The 15,033-nt window shown below is 45.6% G+C and carries 15 protein-coding genes and 1 tRNA gene; 6 read left to right on the top strand and 10 right to left on the bottom strand.

Annotated features, from left to right (window positions below; translation table 11 throughout):
- Positions 1 to 36: 36 nt before the first annotated feature.
- From AC2EXB_RS18095 to AC2EXB_RS18065, 7 genes are all read right to left on the bottom strand, one after another.
- A complete protein-coding gene (locus AC2EXB_RS18095; protein ID WP_483602631.1) occupies positions 37 to 654 on the bottom strand; it encodes a polysaccharide deacetylase family protein in 618 nt (205 codons plus the stop codon).
- A 41-nt stretch (positions 655 to 695) separates the two neighbouring features.
- Positions 696 to 1,466, bottom strand: a complete 771-nt coding sequence (phnC, locus tag AC2EXB_RS18090; RefSeq protein WP_235197591.1) for a phosphonate ABC transporter ATP-binding protein — start codon at positions 1,464 to 1,466, stop codon at positions 696 to 698.
- Positions 1,467 to 1,479: 13 nt separating this feature from the next.
- Entirely contained in the window at positions 1,480 to 2,235 is a 756-nt protein-coding gene (gene phnE, locus AC2EXB_RS18085) for a phosphonate ABC transporter, permease protein PhnE (protein WP_483602630.1), read from the bottom strand.
- Between the two features lie 11 nt (positions 2,236 to 2,246).
- Positions 2,247 to 3,155, bottom strand: coding sequence for a phosphate/phosphite/phosphonate ABC transporter substrate-binding protein (gene phnD / locus AC2EXB_RS18080; protein ID WP_483602629.1), 909 nt, complete (start codon positions 3,153 to 3,155; stop codon positions 2,247 to 2,249).
- Between the two features lie 103 nt (positions 3,156 to 3,258).
- Positions 3,259 to 4,308, bottom strand: a complete 1,050-nt coding sequence (selD, locus tag AC2EXB_RS18075) for a selenide, water dikinase SelD (protein WP_483602628.1) — start codon at positions 4,306 to 4,308, stop codon at positions 3,259 to 3,261.
- 22 nt (positions 4,309 to 4,330) lie between these two features.
- Positions 4,331 to 5,326, bottom strand: coding sequence for a glycosyltransferase family 4 protein (locus AC2EXB_RS18070; RefSeq protein ID WP_483602627.1), 996 nt, complete (start codon positions 5,324 to 5,326; stop codon positions 4,331 to 4,333).
- Positions 5,327 to 5,529: 203 nt separating this feature from the next.
- A tRNA-Sec gene (locus tag AC2EXB_RS18065) sits at positions 5,530 to 5,626 on the bottom strand.
- A 142-nt stretch (positions 5,627 to 5,768) separates the two neighbouring features.
- Between AC2EXB_RS18065 and selB the strand changes: the two genes are divergently transcribed.
- Together selB and selA are read left to right on the top strand one after the other, a co-directional pair.
- Complete coding sequence (selB, locus tag AC2EXB_RS18060) at positions 5,769 to 7,667, top strand: selenocysteine-specific translation elongation factor (RefSeq protein WP_483602626.1); 1,899 nt, start codon at positions 5,769 to 5,771, stop codon at positions 7,665 to 7,667.
- Positions 7,668 to 7,698: 31 nt separating this feature from the next.
- Positions 7,699 to 9,102, top strand: coding sequence for an L-seryl-tRNA(Sec) selenium transferase (gene selA / locus AC2EXB_RS18055; protein ID WP_483602625.1), 1,404 nt, complete (start codon positions 7,699 to 7,701; stop codon positions 9,100 to 9,102).
- An 83-nt stretch (positions 9,103 to 9,185) separates the two neighbouring features.
- Here selA and csaA read toward each other — a convergent pair whose 3' ends face one another.
- A complete protein-coding gene (gene csaA / locus AC2EXB_RS18050) occupies positions 9,186 to 9,518 on the bottom strand; it encodes a chaperone CsaA (RefSeq protein WP_483602624.1) in 333 nt (110 codons plus the stop codon).
- 125 nt (positions 9,519 to 9,643) lie between these two features.
- Positions 9,644 to 10,345 carry a helix-turn-helix transcriptional regulator gene (locus AC2EXB_RS18045; RefSeq protein WP_483602623.1) on the bottom strand — a complete coding sequence of 234 codons (702 nt, stop codon included), beginning with the start codon at positions 10,343 to 10,345 and terminating at the stop codon, positions 9,644 to 9,646.
- A 161-nt stretch (positions 10,346 to 10,506) separates the two neighbouring features.
- On the opposite strand from AC2EXB_RS18045, the gene AC2EXB_RS18040 reads away from it, so the two are divergent.
- Positions 10,507 to 11,001: a DinB family protein gene (locus tag AC2EXB_RS18040; protein WP_483602622.1), complete on the top strand. Its 495-nt coding sequence runs from the start codon at positions 10,507 to 10,509 to the stop codon at positions 10,999 to 11,001.
- A 73-nt stretch (positions 11,002 to 11,074) separates the two neighbouring features.
- Positions 11,075 to 11,428, top strand: a complete 354-nt coding sequence (locus AC2EXB_RS18035; protein WP_483602621.1) for a hypothetical protein — start codon at positions 11,075 to 11,077, stop codon at positions 11,426 to 11,428.
- 226 nt (positions 11,429 to 11,654) lie between these two features.
- Here AC2EXB_RS18035 and cyoE read toward each other — a convergent pair whose 3' ends face one another.
- Positions 11,655 to 12,554: a heme o synthase gene (gene cyoE, locus AC2EXB_RS18030; RefSeq protein ID WP_483602620.1), complete on the bottom strand. Its 900-nt coding sequence runs from the start codon at positions 12,552 to 12,554 to the stop codon at positions 11,655 to 11,657.
- Between the two features lie 231 nt (positions 12,555 to 12,785).
- Here cyoE and AC2EXB_RS18025 point away from each other — a divergent pair, with 231 nt between their 5' ends.
- Both AC2EXB_RS18025 and AC2EXB_RS18020 read left to right on the top strand, forming a co-directional pair.
- Entirely contained in the window at positions 12,786 to 13,781 is a 996-nt protein-coding gene (locus tag AC2EXB_RS18025) for an ROK family transcriptional regulator (protein ID WP_483602619.1), read from the top strand.
- Positions 13,782 to 13,807: 26 nt separating this feature from the next.
- On the top strand, positions 13,808 to 15,016 hold the full coding sequence (locus AC2EXB_RS18020) for an MFS transporter (RefSeq protein WP_483602618.1): 1,209 nt from the start codon (positions 13,808 to 13,810) through the stop codon (positions 15,014 to 15,016).
- Positions 15,017 to 15,033 lie beyond the last annotated feature (17 nt).

The raw sequence follows: 15,033 nt of genomic DNA, 5'->3' as shown, positions 1-15,033 counted from the left end.
CACAAAGTTCCAGGCCTCTTCGGTTGAAGAAATCCATTAAGCATCCAATGATTTGAACGTATAGCCTTGCTCGCGTATTGCTTGGATCAATTCTGGCAGCATCTGAACGGTATGCTGAAGTTCATGGAGCAGAATAATCGCACCGTCCTCTAAATTGTCAACAACAGTGTTCACTAGATTTTCGGGATTCTTTTGTAGCTCCCAGTCCATCGAAGCCACTCGCCACATAACGGTTTTTAAATTCAATTCGCGTGCGGCCTTTAAGGTACCATCATTGAATTGACCAAAAGGAGGACGGAAATAAATAGGTTTTGCTCCAGTGATTTCACTGATTTTTGATAGGCTGTTTCGGATATCGCGGTACTGTTCCTCGTAGGAAAGAGCTGCCAGGTTTTTATGCTTGACCGTATGGGTTCCAATTAAATGGCCTTCATCCAAAACTCTTTTCCACGGACGTTCCGGGTGGAGAAGGCGTGTCTGCCAAAAGAACGCAGCGGGAACATTTTCTTGTTTTAAGATATCCAGAATTTCCGGCAGCACCCGGCTCGGGCCATCGTCAAACGTGAGGGCGACCGATTTTACAGCTGGATCAGGTTTTAGGCTAGTTACAATTTCAGGGTTGGAAGAGCCGTACACGACTCTGGTATAATCCACTGCTCAAGGGCTTTTAATCATCCAAAAAACTCCTTTTGATGTCAGATTTCGGCGCCAAAGTATGCATCTGCCGATTGGGATTCGTAAGTTTCCTGGTACTCGGCTTCCTTGAAATCTTTCGGAAGCCCATCAAAAATCACTTTTCCGTCTTTTAATGCCACAATACGTGTCGCGTAGCGCTTGGCCAGTTCAATGTCGTGGACATTAATAATGGTCAACAGTCCAAGGCGTTCATGCATTTCTTTCAATAGCGTAAAGATGCGGTCAGATGTTCCAGGATCTAGACTTGCGACCGGTTCATCGCCGAGCAAAACGCGCGGCTGCTGGACAAGTGCCCGCGCAATGCCGACGCGCTGTTTTTGGCCGCCGCTTAGATTTTCAATCCGTCGAGTGGCCATTTCAGCTAATCCGACTTCGGCAATGACGCTTCTAGCCCGCTTTAATTCTTCAGCCGTAAACATGCCGAAAAGATTTTTAAAAGAATTGCGGTAGCCGAATGTTCCCGTCATGACATTTTGCAAAACGCTGAGACGGGGAATCAAATTGAAATGCTGAAAAATCATTCCCATTTCCCGGCGTATTTTCCGCAGATCTTCTTCTTTTGCATAAGTGATCGTTTTTCCGTCCAAGAGAATTTCTCCGCCGGTCGGTTTTTGCAAACCGTTGATGCAGCGGATAAAAGTCGATTTTCCGGCACCGCTTTTTCCGAGTACGCAGATAAAATCTCCTTTTTGAAGAGAAAGATTCACATCTGAAAGCGACTCTTCGGTATTTCCGGCATAAAGCACCGATAAATTCTTTATTTCAATCATGATTCTGCCTCCTTCATATAATCCGCTTCCGGATGGAGCTGGCCAAGAAGTCGATGATAATAACCATAATCATGATGATCAGCACATCAAGTGAAACGGAAGAGTATTGGAAGGTCTTGAAATCATTGAACAGCCGCTGTCCGATTCCGCCGCCGCCGATAAATCCGAGAATCAGGGAAGTGCGGATGGCAACTTCGAAGCGATAGAAAAATTGAGACAGCACATTCGGCCAAATCTGCGGTAAAATGCTGAAAAGGTTGGCTACCCAAGTTTTCGATCCGACGGCTTTCATCGCTTCTTGCGGACCGGGATCTGCCGCTTCAATCAATTCCGAAATCAGTTTGCCGAACACGCCGATGTTGTGGAACATAATCGCGATTACGGCAGGGAAGGGTCCAAGGCCTAAAGTGGTCAGCAAGATCAGTCCGAATACAATTTCCGGAATCGAGCGCACAAAGCTCAGCGCAATCCGCGAAAATTGGAAAAGAATCGGCGAAGGCGATGTATTGCGCGCAGCCAAGAAGCTGATCGGCAAGGCAATGATCAAGCCGAAGACGCTCCCGAGAAACGCCATTGCCAAAGTTTCAAGCGTATCCTGCACCATATTTGGGAGCAAGGAGAAGTCCATTGGAAACCATTGAGACAAAAAGTCGATCATATTGCGGAAATCCTTGAATTTCGACAAATCGAACTCCGTCAGCCGCATGCTGAAGAAAATAAGTACGATCAGTATAGCCAATGTAAGGAAATTGCTTTTTTTAAACCACACCCGGATCAACTCTATTCTTTAATGATTCCCTGCTGGATTGCTGCTTGTTTGATGCTTTCATAATCTTCGTTTGAAGCCTCAGTAAACCCGCTTGCTCCGAATGCACCTAAAATTTCAGGGTCTTCGATAGCTAGGAAAGTTTCCTGTAAAGTCTTGATCGTTTCGTCGTCTGTACTTTCAAGGACTGCCCAAGGGTATTGGAATAATTCCTCAGATTGCCAAATCGTTTTAAACTGTTCGCCATCCACTTTGCCGGATTCGACCAGCTGATCATAAATGGCGCTGTCAATCGCGGCTGCATCGACTTGTTTATTCTGGACAGCTAATGCTGTAGCATCGTGTGATCCTGTAAAGCGCACTGAAGCGAAATCATGCTCATCTTCTGATTTATAGACACCCTGGTCCTGCAATTCAATCATGGGGATCAATGCACCGGATGTTGAGTTCGGGTCACCAAACGCAAAATTCGTTTCCCCTGCATTTGCCACCAAATCTTCCATGGAAGTCAACGGGCTGTCTTTATGCGTAATGATGTAAGAATGGTAATAAGGTTTGCCATCAATCAGCTGGGTAATGATCGCTTTCGCATTGCTGCTCGCTTCAGCGATAACGTAAGTAAGAGGCCCTAAATAAGCCATATCGATTTGATCGTAATTCATCGCTTCTACAACGCCGTTATAGTCTGGATAGACCTCAATAGAAACTTCGCGGTCAAGCTCTTCGCTCAAAAGCGTTTGAAGCTTTGTCATGGCCGTATCCATTTCGCCTTCAGTTTGAACGGGAATAACGCCGATCGTAAAGGCGTCTTTCGCTTCTTCTTTATTGCCGGACTCTGAACTTTCATCTTCCGAGGCATTGCCGCAGGCTGACAATATCAATGCCAAAACCAATACGAATGCCAATAAATTCAACTTTTTCAACTTGCACACCTCATTTTTAGTATGGTTCCATTAAATTGGAAAACAAGGGCTCATGTAGAGCCCTTGTGGTTTAATTGGTCTGTTCCTTATAGATCTTCGAACATCAAATGACGCGGATTCTTCCGGCATTTTCGCTGGTCACTTCTCCGACAATAGAAGATTGGACGTTACGTTCCAACAAGTCTCGCTGGAGTGCATCCGCTTCATCAGCAGGCACAGAAATCAACAGGCCGCCCGAGGTAACAGCGTCGCAAAGAATCAATTGATCGAGTTTACTGATATCGCTGCTGTAATCGATGTCGTCCGCTAGCCAACTATGATTCTTGTAAGTGCCGCCAGGAATCACGTGCTTCTCAGCAAGTTCTCTTGCTTTGGACAAGACTGGAACGTCTTTATTGGAAATCGTGACACCGACGTTTCCGCCTTTTGCGATTTCCATGGTGTGTCCAAGGAGTCCAAAACCAGTAATATCGGTACAAGCGTTGACCTGGTAATTCTCCATCGCTTCTGCCGCATCCTTGTTCAAAGCAGCCATAACATTCATGACTTCTTTCAAATCTTCTTTTTCCAAAATATCCTGTTTGATAGCCGTGGTTAAGATGCCGACACCAATCGGTTTCGTCAAAATCAAACGGTCGCCCGGTTTTGCGCCCGCATTCGAACGGATGCGCTCTGGATGGATCGTGCCTGTGACTGAAAGGCCAAACTTCGGTTCCTTATCGTCGATGGAGTGGCCGCCGACCAAAGTAGCGCCGGATTCTTTCACTTTATCGGAAGCACCGGCTAAAATATCTGCCAAGATACTTTTATCCAAGGTATTGATAGGGAAAGCAACGATATTCATGACCGTCAGCGGTTTTCCGCCCATGGCATAAACGTCGCTCAATGAATTTGCGGCACCGATTTGCCCGAACATATAAGGATCGTCGACAATCGGTGTGAAAAAGTCCAAAGTCTGCACGAGTGCGACTTCGTCGTTGATTTTGTAGACACCGGCATCATCAGCTGTATCTAAGCCGACAAGCAGATTAGGGTCTTGCACATTTCTCGGTAAATGGCGCAGAACCTGCGCCAGGTCCTCAGGACCAATTTTGCAGCCTCAGCCGCCTTTAGTTGATAAAGTTGTTAAACGTACATTTTCTTTTTCAGCCATTTGTTTTCTCTCCTTTAATAAGTCAATTTAAAATCTTTTTGTAAATTTCGAGGAACTTTTCCGCCTCGTTCTGGCCAGAATGCTGTTCAGCAATCCGCTTTTTGGCATTCATCCCGACATTTTGCCTTAGTTCGCTATTTTCCATCAATCGCCTTGCATGCGCTAGAAATTCAGATTTGTTCTTGTAAAGCAAACCTGTTTCTAAATGGGACACAATGCCATTGTTGCCTTGGACGTCGGAAACCAATACAGCGCACCCATAACCCATCGCTTCTAAAATCGCAGCAGGCTGGCCTTCAGCAAGGGAAGTGTTGAGCAGAACGTCTGCCTGTCCGTAAAGGGACCCCATAGAAGAATGGGGAAGCTGGCCAAGGTAAGAAACCCAGCCGCTGTGTTTCTGTACAAGTCCCAAAACAGTTTTGCCCTCGTCCTCTTCAAGGACCGGGCCCGCAATCCATAGCCGGATCTCCGGCTTCAATTTATGAAGTTCTGCCAGCATTTCAATCGCTGCCGGTACATTTTTCACTTTGCGGATGCCTGCCGGAAGAATGAAGAGAAAAGTACCCGGCTCTTTCAATGCAGGAGCATCCGAATCCGAAAAAACACTATTGCCTTGAGCGATGACCGAAATCTTCTCGGCGATTTCAGGTAATTCTTCTACTAGTATGCCCGCAGCCTGAGCATCAAAAACATGCACAGCCGAAGCGCCTTTTAAAGAAGAAAGGACATCATTCCGCTTATCCTTATCGAATAAGTCGAGGTTCAGATCAGTTCCGGTCAAAGTGACGACATATCTTTTGGGCGGAGCTGCTAATTTCTTCATAAACTGATAAAACTGGTAGGCATGGAATCCATGCACAAGATCAGCTTCGGGAAGCGACTGTGCAGAACGGTCATCGGTTGTAGAGATGATCACTGATTCAACCCCGAGCTTCTGCAGATTATCGGAAATTCGCTGGACGGTTACCGTATTTCCACGGGGCTGAGGAAAATTAGGTGAAGCTAAAATAATTTTCATGCTTTTCAGTCCTTCATCTACTCAAATTCGAGCATGGTTGAGGAAATACAGAATAGAAATTCCTCTTCCAATTATCATGAATTCATGCTTATTTGTCACTTTTAATGCTTTAGTACACTGAAAAGGAAAAGTTTTAAGTATGCCGAGCAGATTCAAAATAAAAAATAAAAAACCGCCCGCTGGCGGTTTCCACTAACTATGTATGGCGGGATTGTGTGGGAATCGAACCCACCGAGCCTGGCACGCAGGCCCCTCAGGGTTTTGAAGACCCAGGAAGACACCAGTCACCCATCCAACCCCATAGATGAACCTGTTTCAGTTTATAACGAAAAAACGAGGAGTGCAACAAAGCGGATTTCTACGTGAATTCCTTTCCTTGAATACACACTCGCCAAAGATTAAAGTAAAGATACGAATCACTCAAAGAAAGTGTGTGAAGGCAATGGCGGAGACTTATTATACGATTGGAATGGCAGGGCATATCGATCACGGAAAAACGGCTTTGACAAAAGCTCTGACAAACGTTGATACGGACCGGTTAAAAGAAGAAAAAGAGCGGGGCATTTCCATCGAACCGGGTTATGCACCCTTAAAGACAGAAGACGGCACCCATGTTTCAATTGTTGATGTGCCGGGACATGAAAAATTCATCCGGCAAATGATTGCAGGCGTTGCAGGCATCGACTTGGTGGTTCTTGTCGTAGCGGCAGACGAAGGCGTAATGCCGCAGACGGAAGAACACCTTGAAATTCTTCAATTCCTCGGTATCGAACGCTGCATTGTAGCGATTTCAAAAATCGACCGGGTTGATGAGGTTATGCTCGAACTTGTTGAAGAGGACATTCGGGACCGGTTAACGGACACTATTTTTGATGCAGCTTCCTATGTCTTAGTCGACAGCTTGTCGGGCAGAGGCATCGAAGAATTGAAAACAGCGATGTTCAAGGAATTGAAACAAGTGCCGATTCGCGATGCCTACGGTTCTTTCCGTTTGCCGATTGACCAGGTTTTTTCGGTTCAAGGACAAGGCACTGTGGTGAGGGGAACGATTTATGAAGGGTCCGTCCAAAAAGGGAGCCAGTTGACTGTTCTGCCGAAAGGGTTAAGTGTAAAAGCGCGCCAAATTCAAATCCATAATGAAGAACAGGAATTTGCGCGAGCCGGCCAGCGCACGGCAATCAATCTTGGCGGAATTGAAAAAGAAGAAGTTTTGCGCGGAGATGTTCTCGTAACGTCCGACCATTTCCTGGTGACGGACACCATGGATATCGCATTGAAACTTGTCGATCGCCCTTTTGTTCCTTTGAAGCAGCGGACGCCGGTCAAAATTCATATCGGAACATCAGAAGTGATGGGGAAAATCGTCTTTTTCGATCGCAACGAACTGGCACAAAGCGAAAGCGAAGTGCTGTGCCAAATCCGTCTCGATGAAGAAATAGTCGTACGCCGCGGCGATCGTTTGATCTTGCGCCGCCCCACACCCGTGGAAACGCTAGGCGGAGGTTGGGTCATTCAGCCGAAAGGCGGGAAATACCGCTTCGGTGAAGAAACCATCGCGATGCTGCAGAAGATAAAAGAAGGAACACCGGAAGACCTTTTAGTGGATATGCTCCAAAAACATATTATTCTCGATTTCAAAGAGCTGCTCCAGCAGACTTCATTGGACGAGGCAGTAATGAAAGATGCAGTGAGCGAAGCGTTAAGAAAAGGAACAGTACTTGAAATTGGCGGCCAACGATACAGTTTACTTAAAACTTTTACCAAACTGGCCGATGGAATAATAGAACGGTTACAAGAGTATCATGAGGACTACCCGATGAGACAAGGATTGGGCAAAGCTGAACTTGTTCAGTCATTCAGTGCCGTATACCCAAAGCCGTTTATCGAATACACATTGGATAAAATGGCGGAAGAAAACGAGCTGAAAAAAGCGGATCAATTTATCGCTTTTGATTCTTTTGAACCGCATCTTCCAAAACAATGGAAGACCCGGATGGAACAGCTGGTCGCTGCCCTCCAGAAAGACGGACTGCAGGCAGAGAAATGGGACAGCTATTCAACTGGAACACCTATACCGAAACAAGAGCTGCTGGATTTCACATTTCACCTTCTGCAGACAGGGAAAGCGTACCGCCTGACAGAAGATGTTTTAATCCATCATACTGCTTTGGAGCGTTCTATAGCGAAGTTGAAAGAAGCGGCAGGTACCGCATTCACTTTAAAAGAAGCAAAAGACGCCCTCGGTGTCTCCAGGAAATACTTGATCCCATTTTTGGAATTGCTGGATCAATTGAAACTGACAGTCCGAACAGACGAACAGAGAAAATGGACTGAATCATAGAAAAAAAGCAAGTGGGAAATGAGGAAATAAGATGAGAGATTACCTTCGTGAAATTCCGCCTGTCCATGAATTGCAGAAAGACGCACGATTTGCTGTGTTGCTGGACGAACAACAATTGTCTGCAGGGCAGGCGACGAAATTCATCCAACAGGAAATCCATGCACTTCGTGAAAGGCTGCTTTACGGTAAATTGCCATACGAACCGGAAAATCCAGATTTTCCGGGAATGATTTTTGCAAATGCCCAGAAAAAAGCGGCAAAGTGGAATGAAGACCGCTTAATGCGCGTCATTAACGGCACAGGCACGGTCCTTCACACAAATTTAGGACGATCGAAATTGAGTGAACGCGCAGTAGAGCACGTGGCAAGAGCAGCCAGACATTATTCGAATTTAGAGTACCGGGTGGCAGATGGAAAGCGCGGGTCCCGCCATGACTTGATTGAAGAATTGATAAAGGAAGCGACCGGGGCGGAAGCGGCGATGGTCGTAAACAATAACGCGGCGGCAGTGTTTCTGGTGCTATCTGCCTTGGCAAAGGGCCGTGAAGTCATTGTTTCCCGAGGACAATTGGTCGAAATCGGCGGTTCTTTCCGTGTATCTGCCATTATGGAAGAAAGCGGCGCGCATCTGGTAGAAGTCGGCACGACGAATAAAACCCATCTTGCCGATTACGAAACCGCCTTATCAGAAGAAACCGCCATGATCATGAAAGTCCACACAAGCAATTTCAAAATGATCGGGTTTACGGAAAGCGTAGACACACAGAACCTCGTTGAACTAAAAAACAACAACGAAGGGTTAGTGTTCTATGAAGACCTGGGAAGCGGCGCTTTGTACGACTTTAAAAAGCATGGCATCGGCGACGAGCCGCTTGTCAAAGAAGTGATCGAAACGGGGGTAGACCTCGTGTCCTTCAGCGGAGACAAACTGCTTGGAGGCCCGCAGGCAGGCATCATTGCCGGGAAAAAGGAATTGATCAATCGACTCAAAAAACACCAGTTGGCTCGCGTATTAAGAGTGGATAAAATGACTTTTGCCGCTTTGGAAGAAACCTTAAAAGCCTATCTTTCCGGAGAAGGAAAGACCTTGGAGCTTCCGACCGTACGGGACATCATGAAACCTTACGAGGAAATCCAGAAGCAAACCGAAGATTTTGCGGCTGAAATGGCGCTCCAGGCAGATACCTTCCAAATCGACATTAAAGAAAGTGCTTCGCAAATAGGCGGAGGCACGATGCCCGGCGTGGAATTGCCGACTTGCATTGCGGCAATATCGCATGAACACTACTCCGCCCAGCAGCTTTCCAAGAAACTGCGGAACTGCCATCCGCCCATCATTGCCCGGATTGAAGACGAAAAGGTCTGTTTGGATTTCCGGACAATCGATTCCAGCGAGATGCTGGAAATCGTTAGTGGATTTCAAAAACTTCAGTAAGAAGGCAAATCAAAAAAGCGCAAAGCCATCCTTGGCTTGCGCTTTTTTCATGCAAAAATGGAGCGTTGCAGCAAGAGGTTTTGTTAGAAAATGCGCGAACCGTCTGGCACCAATTCATCCGGCCTCAAAAGAACCACATCTCCTTCTTCAGGAACGCCGCCGATTACCAAAACTTCAGATTTAAAACCCGCTATTCGCCTTGGCGGCAAATTCACGACGCCGACAACCTGCCGTCCGAGAAGGCCTTCTGCTGTATAGCGACGGGTGATTTGTGCGGAAGAATGCTTAATGCCGAGTTCTTCGCCAAAATCGATTTCCAATTTGACGGCAGGTTTTCGCGCTTCTGGAAAAGGGTGGGCTGCAATGACCGTGCCTACCCGCATATCCAACCTAAGAAAGTCTTCAATGTGCATCATATAAAACAACCTTTCGCCTATTTTCGTGCACATCCCTTTTCGCCGTTGTAAAAACATCAAAAAGAATGCGTAAACCCATTCTAGAAAACTTACTTGAAGTTTTCTTTGCCGAATTTAAGCTTTTCTTATCTTTTTTGAAGGATTCTGTAATGAAGAGGAGAAATTCCTTCATGGTTTCCGAACCACCTGGTAAAAGAGGAGGAATTCTCAAATCCCAATTCTTCGCTAATTTTCGTAATCGGCCAAACGGAAACCGCGAGAAGATTTTTGGCTTCCGTTAAACGCAGATCGGAAATATAGCGGGTGAAGCTTTTCCCGGTTTGTTTTTTAAACCAGGCCGAGTAATAGACAGGATGATAATGCTCAATAACTGCCAACGTTTCCAGTCCGATTGGTTCCTTAAAGTGTTGATGGATGTAATCGATGGAAGGCGGGATGGGCTTTGGCAGTTTACTGATGATGTACCGGGTCAACTCCATTAAAGAGGAGCTGGAGAAGGGAGAATGGAGTTCCTCCAGCAATAGATGCCGGATGGCAGACCATTGGGAATCGAAGGCGATGTCCACTTTGCTGCCGAGCTCAGGCAAATACTGGAGCGGGACATCCAAAATCAAAAATTCATTTCTTTCCGTAGATCGGTAATGGTGGTCCAGTTTAGGCGGGAGGTAAAGAATCTGGGTGGAATCCACCTTTATTTCCTGCTCCTTCACTTTAATTTCCACAGACCCGTGCAAAGGGAAAAGAAATTGTCCATACTCGTGCTGGTGGGAAATCAAATCTTTTTGATACGTCCTTTTTTCGCAGATGACGTGATTGAGCATTGGCATTTTTCATTCCTCATTTTCAGATGAATTTAACGTGCTATATTTTGAGAATAAAATAGAAAATTTCGTTATTATGAGAATAACATGCAGTTTCCTTGCCGGTAATATTTTCTCTAAAGAGTTGCTAAAAATTAATGAACGGAAACGTGAAGGGGAGGAAAAATATGAGCGGAATAAAATTAATCCAGGACTTTCAAAAAGATCTTTCCAAGTATTCACCGGAACAGCTGAAATACATTTCGAAAGAAGGGGTATGGTCTCTCGGCCAGATGTACGATCATATCATTTTAGTGGCGCATGAATATTTGGATAATGTAGAAGTGTGTGCCGGTTTAAAGGAAGAACAGCCGCTCGGAAAAACAGCAGCAGGAGAACGGCTTTTTAGAGCAGGCGGATTTCCTCCGGTAAAAATCAGGCTGCCGGATGAAATGAATGCACCGCCCAACAATACTGATACGAAGGGCGAACTGGAAAGCAGACTGGACGCGTTGGCAGAAAGATTGGCAAGTTGGGAACCGAAAGTGAACTCCATTCATCCAAACCTCAAAGTGGAGCATGGCGGATTTGGCTGGCTGAATGCGAAGGAATGGTACGCCTTAGTGGAAATGCATTCCCGCCATCATCTGCGCCAGCAAAAGGAATTGGAGGGCTATCTCTGAATGAAGCATTTTTCAGGGGAAAGTTCGGAAGTTACGGAAGATGGGGAAATAAATGAGTGGGAGTTGAAATCGATTGGTTGATAAAGAAACACAAATCAAAATTTTGCTTTACGGAAATGCATTCCGCTTTGCCTGTGAGACACTCGGCGTGGAAAATATGTACGATCGCCGATATTCGGAAGTTTTTACCGTCAGCAAAGAAGAGGTATTGGCATACACCGCTATCCATGGCCTCCCGCATAGTGAGAGAACAGGCAAAGAGGATCGAAACGAAGGGTTTCACTTTTATGAAGAAAACGGCGAATGGATTACTTTCTTCAGAGAACGTGGCCAAATCTATGACAAAAAGAAGTTTGAAGATAGTGAACTTGCCCATCACTATATTGTCGAAACATGGCTGAAGCTTTGCGGGACGGGATTGTATTAGCCTTTTAAAAAAACCGCTGAAATTAATTCAAGACATCCATATTTATTCAAGGCGGTAAAAAAGTTTTTCTGCAGCAATCAGCAAATCTTCTTTTTTGGGCTCACGAAATTCTCCTTTTGGTTATAGATATAACGGTCGCTCTAAAACTAATACATTTTGAGGTTCTTCACAATGAAAAGCAGGATTCCGGCTTTACGCGGAATCCCTGCTTTTTTTAGTTTGATATTCAAGAAAGAGAAGCTAGAATCAGCCCGATAGAAGCGTAGATGATGACTGTAGAGAAAATAACCATCATATGGATAAGGGAAAATAGGAACATCTTATTTGCCCAATCTTTTACTTTCATTTTTCGTGAGCCGAATAGGCTGAGGCCCAGCCAAATCAAACCTAACAGCAAGGAAACCAGAGTCAGCCCTAAACTGAGCGGCAGAAACAGGAAGCTCGATAGCACCAGCAAAACCAAATAGATATTGCTTTGCAGGAAAGTTCGTTTTGCCCCTTTTGCGACAGGAAGCATAGGGATTTTCGCAGCAGCGTAGTCATCATGTTTCCGGATGGCAATCGCGTAAAAGTGCGGCATTTGCCAAATGACCATGATCAAAAACAATGCCCAGCATGCCGGATGCCAAATGTCGGGTGCCACTGCAGCCCAGCCGATTAAAGGCGGCATTGCTCCGGAGATGCTTCCTACTTCCGTATTCCAGATCGTATGGCGCTTTGTCCACATCGTATAAGGGACGACATAGAAAAATACCCCTAAAAAGCCAAGGAAAGCGGCTAATGGAGAAGTGAAATACAATAGCGTCAAGCCGATTACAAGCAATAGGCTAGCGACGATGGCAACTTTCTTAATGGAAATGGTGCCGGTTACAGTTGGACGCCCTTTTGTGCGGGCCATCACAGCGTCGATATCCCGGTCGTATATATTATTGAAAGAACCAGAGGCACCGATGATAAGAGCCGTTCCGATAAAGGCCAGAACAATGTCGCCGATATGATCGATAAAGCTGTACTCGTATGTGTATAAAGCGAGCATCAATCCGGCCACCATTGGAATCAGATTCGATTTGATGATTCCGGTTTTCACGACTTGAGCCCATAATGTTTTCTGTGATTGCTTTTTCATTATTTACAATATCTCCTCTTATAGCTACGAAGATTACTTTAACCTAGCCGATGATGAATTTCCATCCTTTTCGCTTTTTGTCTTATAACTTTCATTATTCAAAGACAAGTTTCTGTTCAAAAAGCCACAAACAATAAAAAAAGCCATTGTTTTCCGGCCAATCGGGTGATAAAGTAATAAAAAACTTATTAAAGAAGTTTAATAAGTAGGGGGAATGGAGCGGAAAATCGAATGGGTGACTTGATGACAACACCAAAATCCATAAAGCAGGCAATTTCGACAAGCATTCGCTCAACCCTTTTGGAACTTGGAAGCGCTACGAAAGCAGAGCTGAGCGAAGCGTTGGATATCAGTTTTCCGACTATCAGCAAATTCCTTGGGCAAATGGGGAAAGAAGGCGAAGTGTTAGAACTTGGCCAAGACGATTCAAGCGGCGGGAGAAGAGCGAAGCGCTATGCTTACAATCCTGAATATAGCTTGGGACTGGCCGTTTTCTTAGAAAAGTCTGCAACGCATTATGCCCTATTTAATTGTGCCGGAGAAGTAAAAGAGCAGGGAACAGAAGCAAGCGTTCTTACAGGGAACAGCATTGAATTATTGGAAGCTCTTATCACTGGCTGTTTGGAAAAAAATCCCAAAACCAGCTCGCTTTCGATAGGGGTTCCTGGGGCAATCAACAATGGACGGGTCATTTACATACCGGATTACGGCCAGCTGCAAGACTTTGATTTGAAAACGCATCTTGAGAAGCGCTTTTCAATGCCGACAGCAGTTGAAAATGACATGAATGCAGCTGTTCTTGGCTACCATCGCCATCAAAGAATGAGCGCTGAGCAATCGCTAGTCTATATCTATTTAGGGCAGAATGGTCCGGGTGCTGGAATTATGGTGAATGGCGATGTAGTGCGAGGAAGTACATTTTTTTCAGGCGAAATTTCGTTGATTCCGCAATATGACCAAGCAAACTTCTGGCAGGCTCTGGAGCAAAAAAACCGAAATGATGCATTAGGGCGCATGGTAGCTTCGATTTCAGCCATCCTTAATCCCCATCAAATAATTTTCAGCTATGAAGACATTTCTCAAAGTGAATTAAAAGAAATTACCCAAGCCAGTTCGCAGTTTATTCCTTCCGAACATTTGCCGGAGCTTATAAGCAGTGACTGGAAACAAGATTATTTGCACGGACTCGAAAGTCTTGGGCTTCGTTTGATGCTCAACCCAAATTGAACTGTTGATAAATGGAGGGACTGCCCGTGGCTGTATTATTTCTGATCATCATCTATTTAGCATTTATCAGCCTTGGCTTGCCGGATTCACTTCTTGGAGCTGCTTGGCCTGCTATGCAGCCTGCATACGGTGCGCCGCTTGAAACTGCCGGCTTTTTGTTTATGGTCATTGCTGGAGGCACCATTCTTTCAAGCTTAATGAGCGGCAAGCTGCTGAAACGCTTCGGCACTGGAAAAGTGGCATTCGCCAGCTGTTTGATGACAGCCGCTGCACTGCTCGGCTTTTCTTTTTCGCCGTCGCTTTTCTGGCTATTCCTTTTTGCCATTCCACTTGGCTTAGGTGCAGGATCGATTGATGCAGGCTTAAACCATTACGTAGCGGAAAACTACAAAGCCCATCACATGAGCTGGCTTCATAGTTTTTGGGGAGTCGGCGCTACACTTGGCCCGATTATTCTCGCCTTTTCATTAGCGGGCGAACGGTCCTGGAGAAACGGATATTTGATCATTGCCTGCATTCAATTCGCTTTAGTGGTGATTCTGTTTCTTGCTCTTCCTTTATGGAAGAAAAACGAAAAGTCCAAACCGGTTCCGGAAGAACAGACAAAAGAGGATGCATTGCCTGTAGAAAACAAAAAGCTTAAAGAAACAAAGCCGCTTCGGGTCAAAGGCGTGAAATTCGCTTTGGCTACCTTTTTGTTTTATTGCGGGGCTGAAGCCACGATGGGCTTATGGGGCGGCAGTTTCCTCGTTGAGATGAAAGGGCTTGAAGTCGATACGGCAGCACGATGGGTTTCGTTTTACTTTGGCGGGATCACGGTAGGCCGATTCATCACCGGATTTGTGACGTTCCGTGTCAATAACCGAACGTTAATCCGAATGGGCCAATTGATTGCGCTGACAGGTGCTTTACTGCTCGTGCTGCCTTTGCCGATTGGAATTTCACTGGCTGGATTTATCCTGGTCGGTTTAGGCCTCGCGCCGATTTTTCCGTGCATGCTGCATGAAACGCCGGCACGTTTTGGCAAAGAGCATGCCCAGTCGATTATGGGGTATCAAATGGCATTCGCTTATACAGGCAGCACGTTTATCCCGCCACTTCTCGGATCGTTGGCAGCTTATACAACACTTGGCATTTTCCCGATTTTCGTGACAGTTTTGATCGCAGCAATGTTTTTAGGAGCGGAAAGGCTGAATACATTGATGAAAAACAAAAAAGAATTGCAGGGAAAATAAACTCTTCTGTAACGTGA

The organism is Planococcus alkaliphilus (assembly GCF_057031095.1).
This window is presented reverse-complemented; position numbering and strand designations above follow the sequence as displayed.

What these genes read in the sequence shown, in the direction of transcription:
- AC2EXB_RS18025 (WP_483602619.1), top strand. Translation starts at nt 12,786, where the DNA reads ATGGGTGACTTGATGACAACACCAAAATCCATAAAGCAGGCAATTTCG.
- AC2EXB_RS18040 (WP_483602622.1), top strand. Translation starts at nt 10,507, where the DNA reads ATGAGCGGAATAAAATTAATCCAGGACTTTCAAAAAGATCTTTCCAAG.
- phnC (WP_235197591.1), bottom strand. Translation starts at nt 1,466, where the DNA reads ATGATTGAAATAAAGAATTTATCGGTGCTTTATGCCGGAAATACCGAA.
- selA (WP_483602625.1), top strand. Translation starts at nt 7,699, where the DNA reads ATGAGAGATTACCTTCGTGAAATTCCGCCTGTCCATGAATTGCAGAAA.
- AC2EXB_RS18045 (WP_483602623.1), bottom strand. Translation starts at nt 10,345, where the DNA reads ATGCCAATGCTCAATCACGTCATCTGCGAAAAAAGGACGTATCAAAAA.
- selB (WP_483602626.1), top strand. Translation starts at nt 5,769, where the DNA reads ATGGCGGAGACTTATTATACGATTGGAATGGCAGGGCATATCGATCAC.
- cyoE (WP_483602620.1), bottom strand. Translation starts at nt 12,554, where the DNA reads ATGAAAAAGCAATCACAGAAAACATTATGGGCTCAAGTCGTGAAAACC.
- csaA (WP_483602624.1), bottom strand. Translation starts at nt 9,518, where the DNA reads ATGATGCACATTGAAGACTTTCTTAGGTTGGATATGCGGGTAGGCACG.
- AC2EXB_RS18070 (WP_483602627.1), bottom strand. Translation starts at nt 5,326, where the DNA reads ATGAAAATTATTTTAGCTTCACCTAATTTTCCTCAGCCCCGTGGAAAT.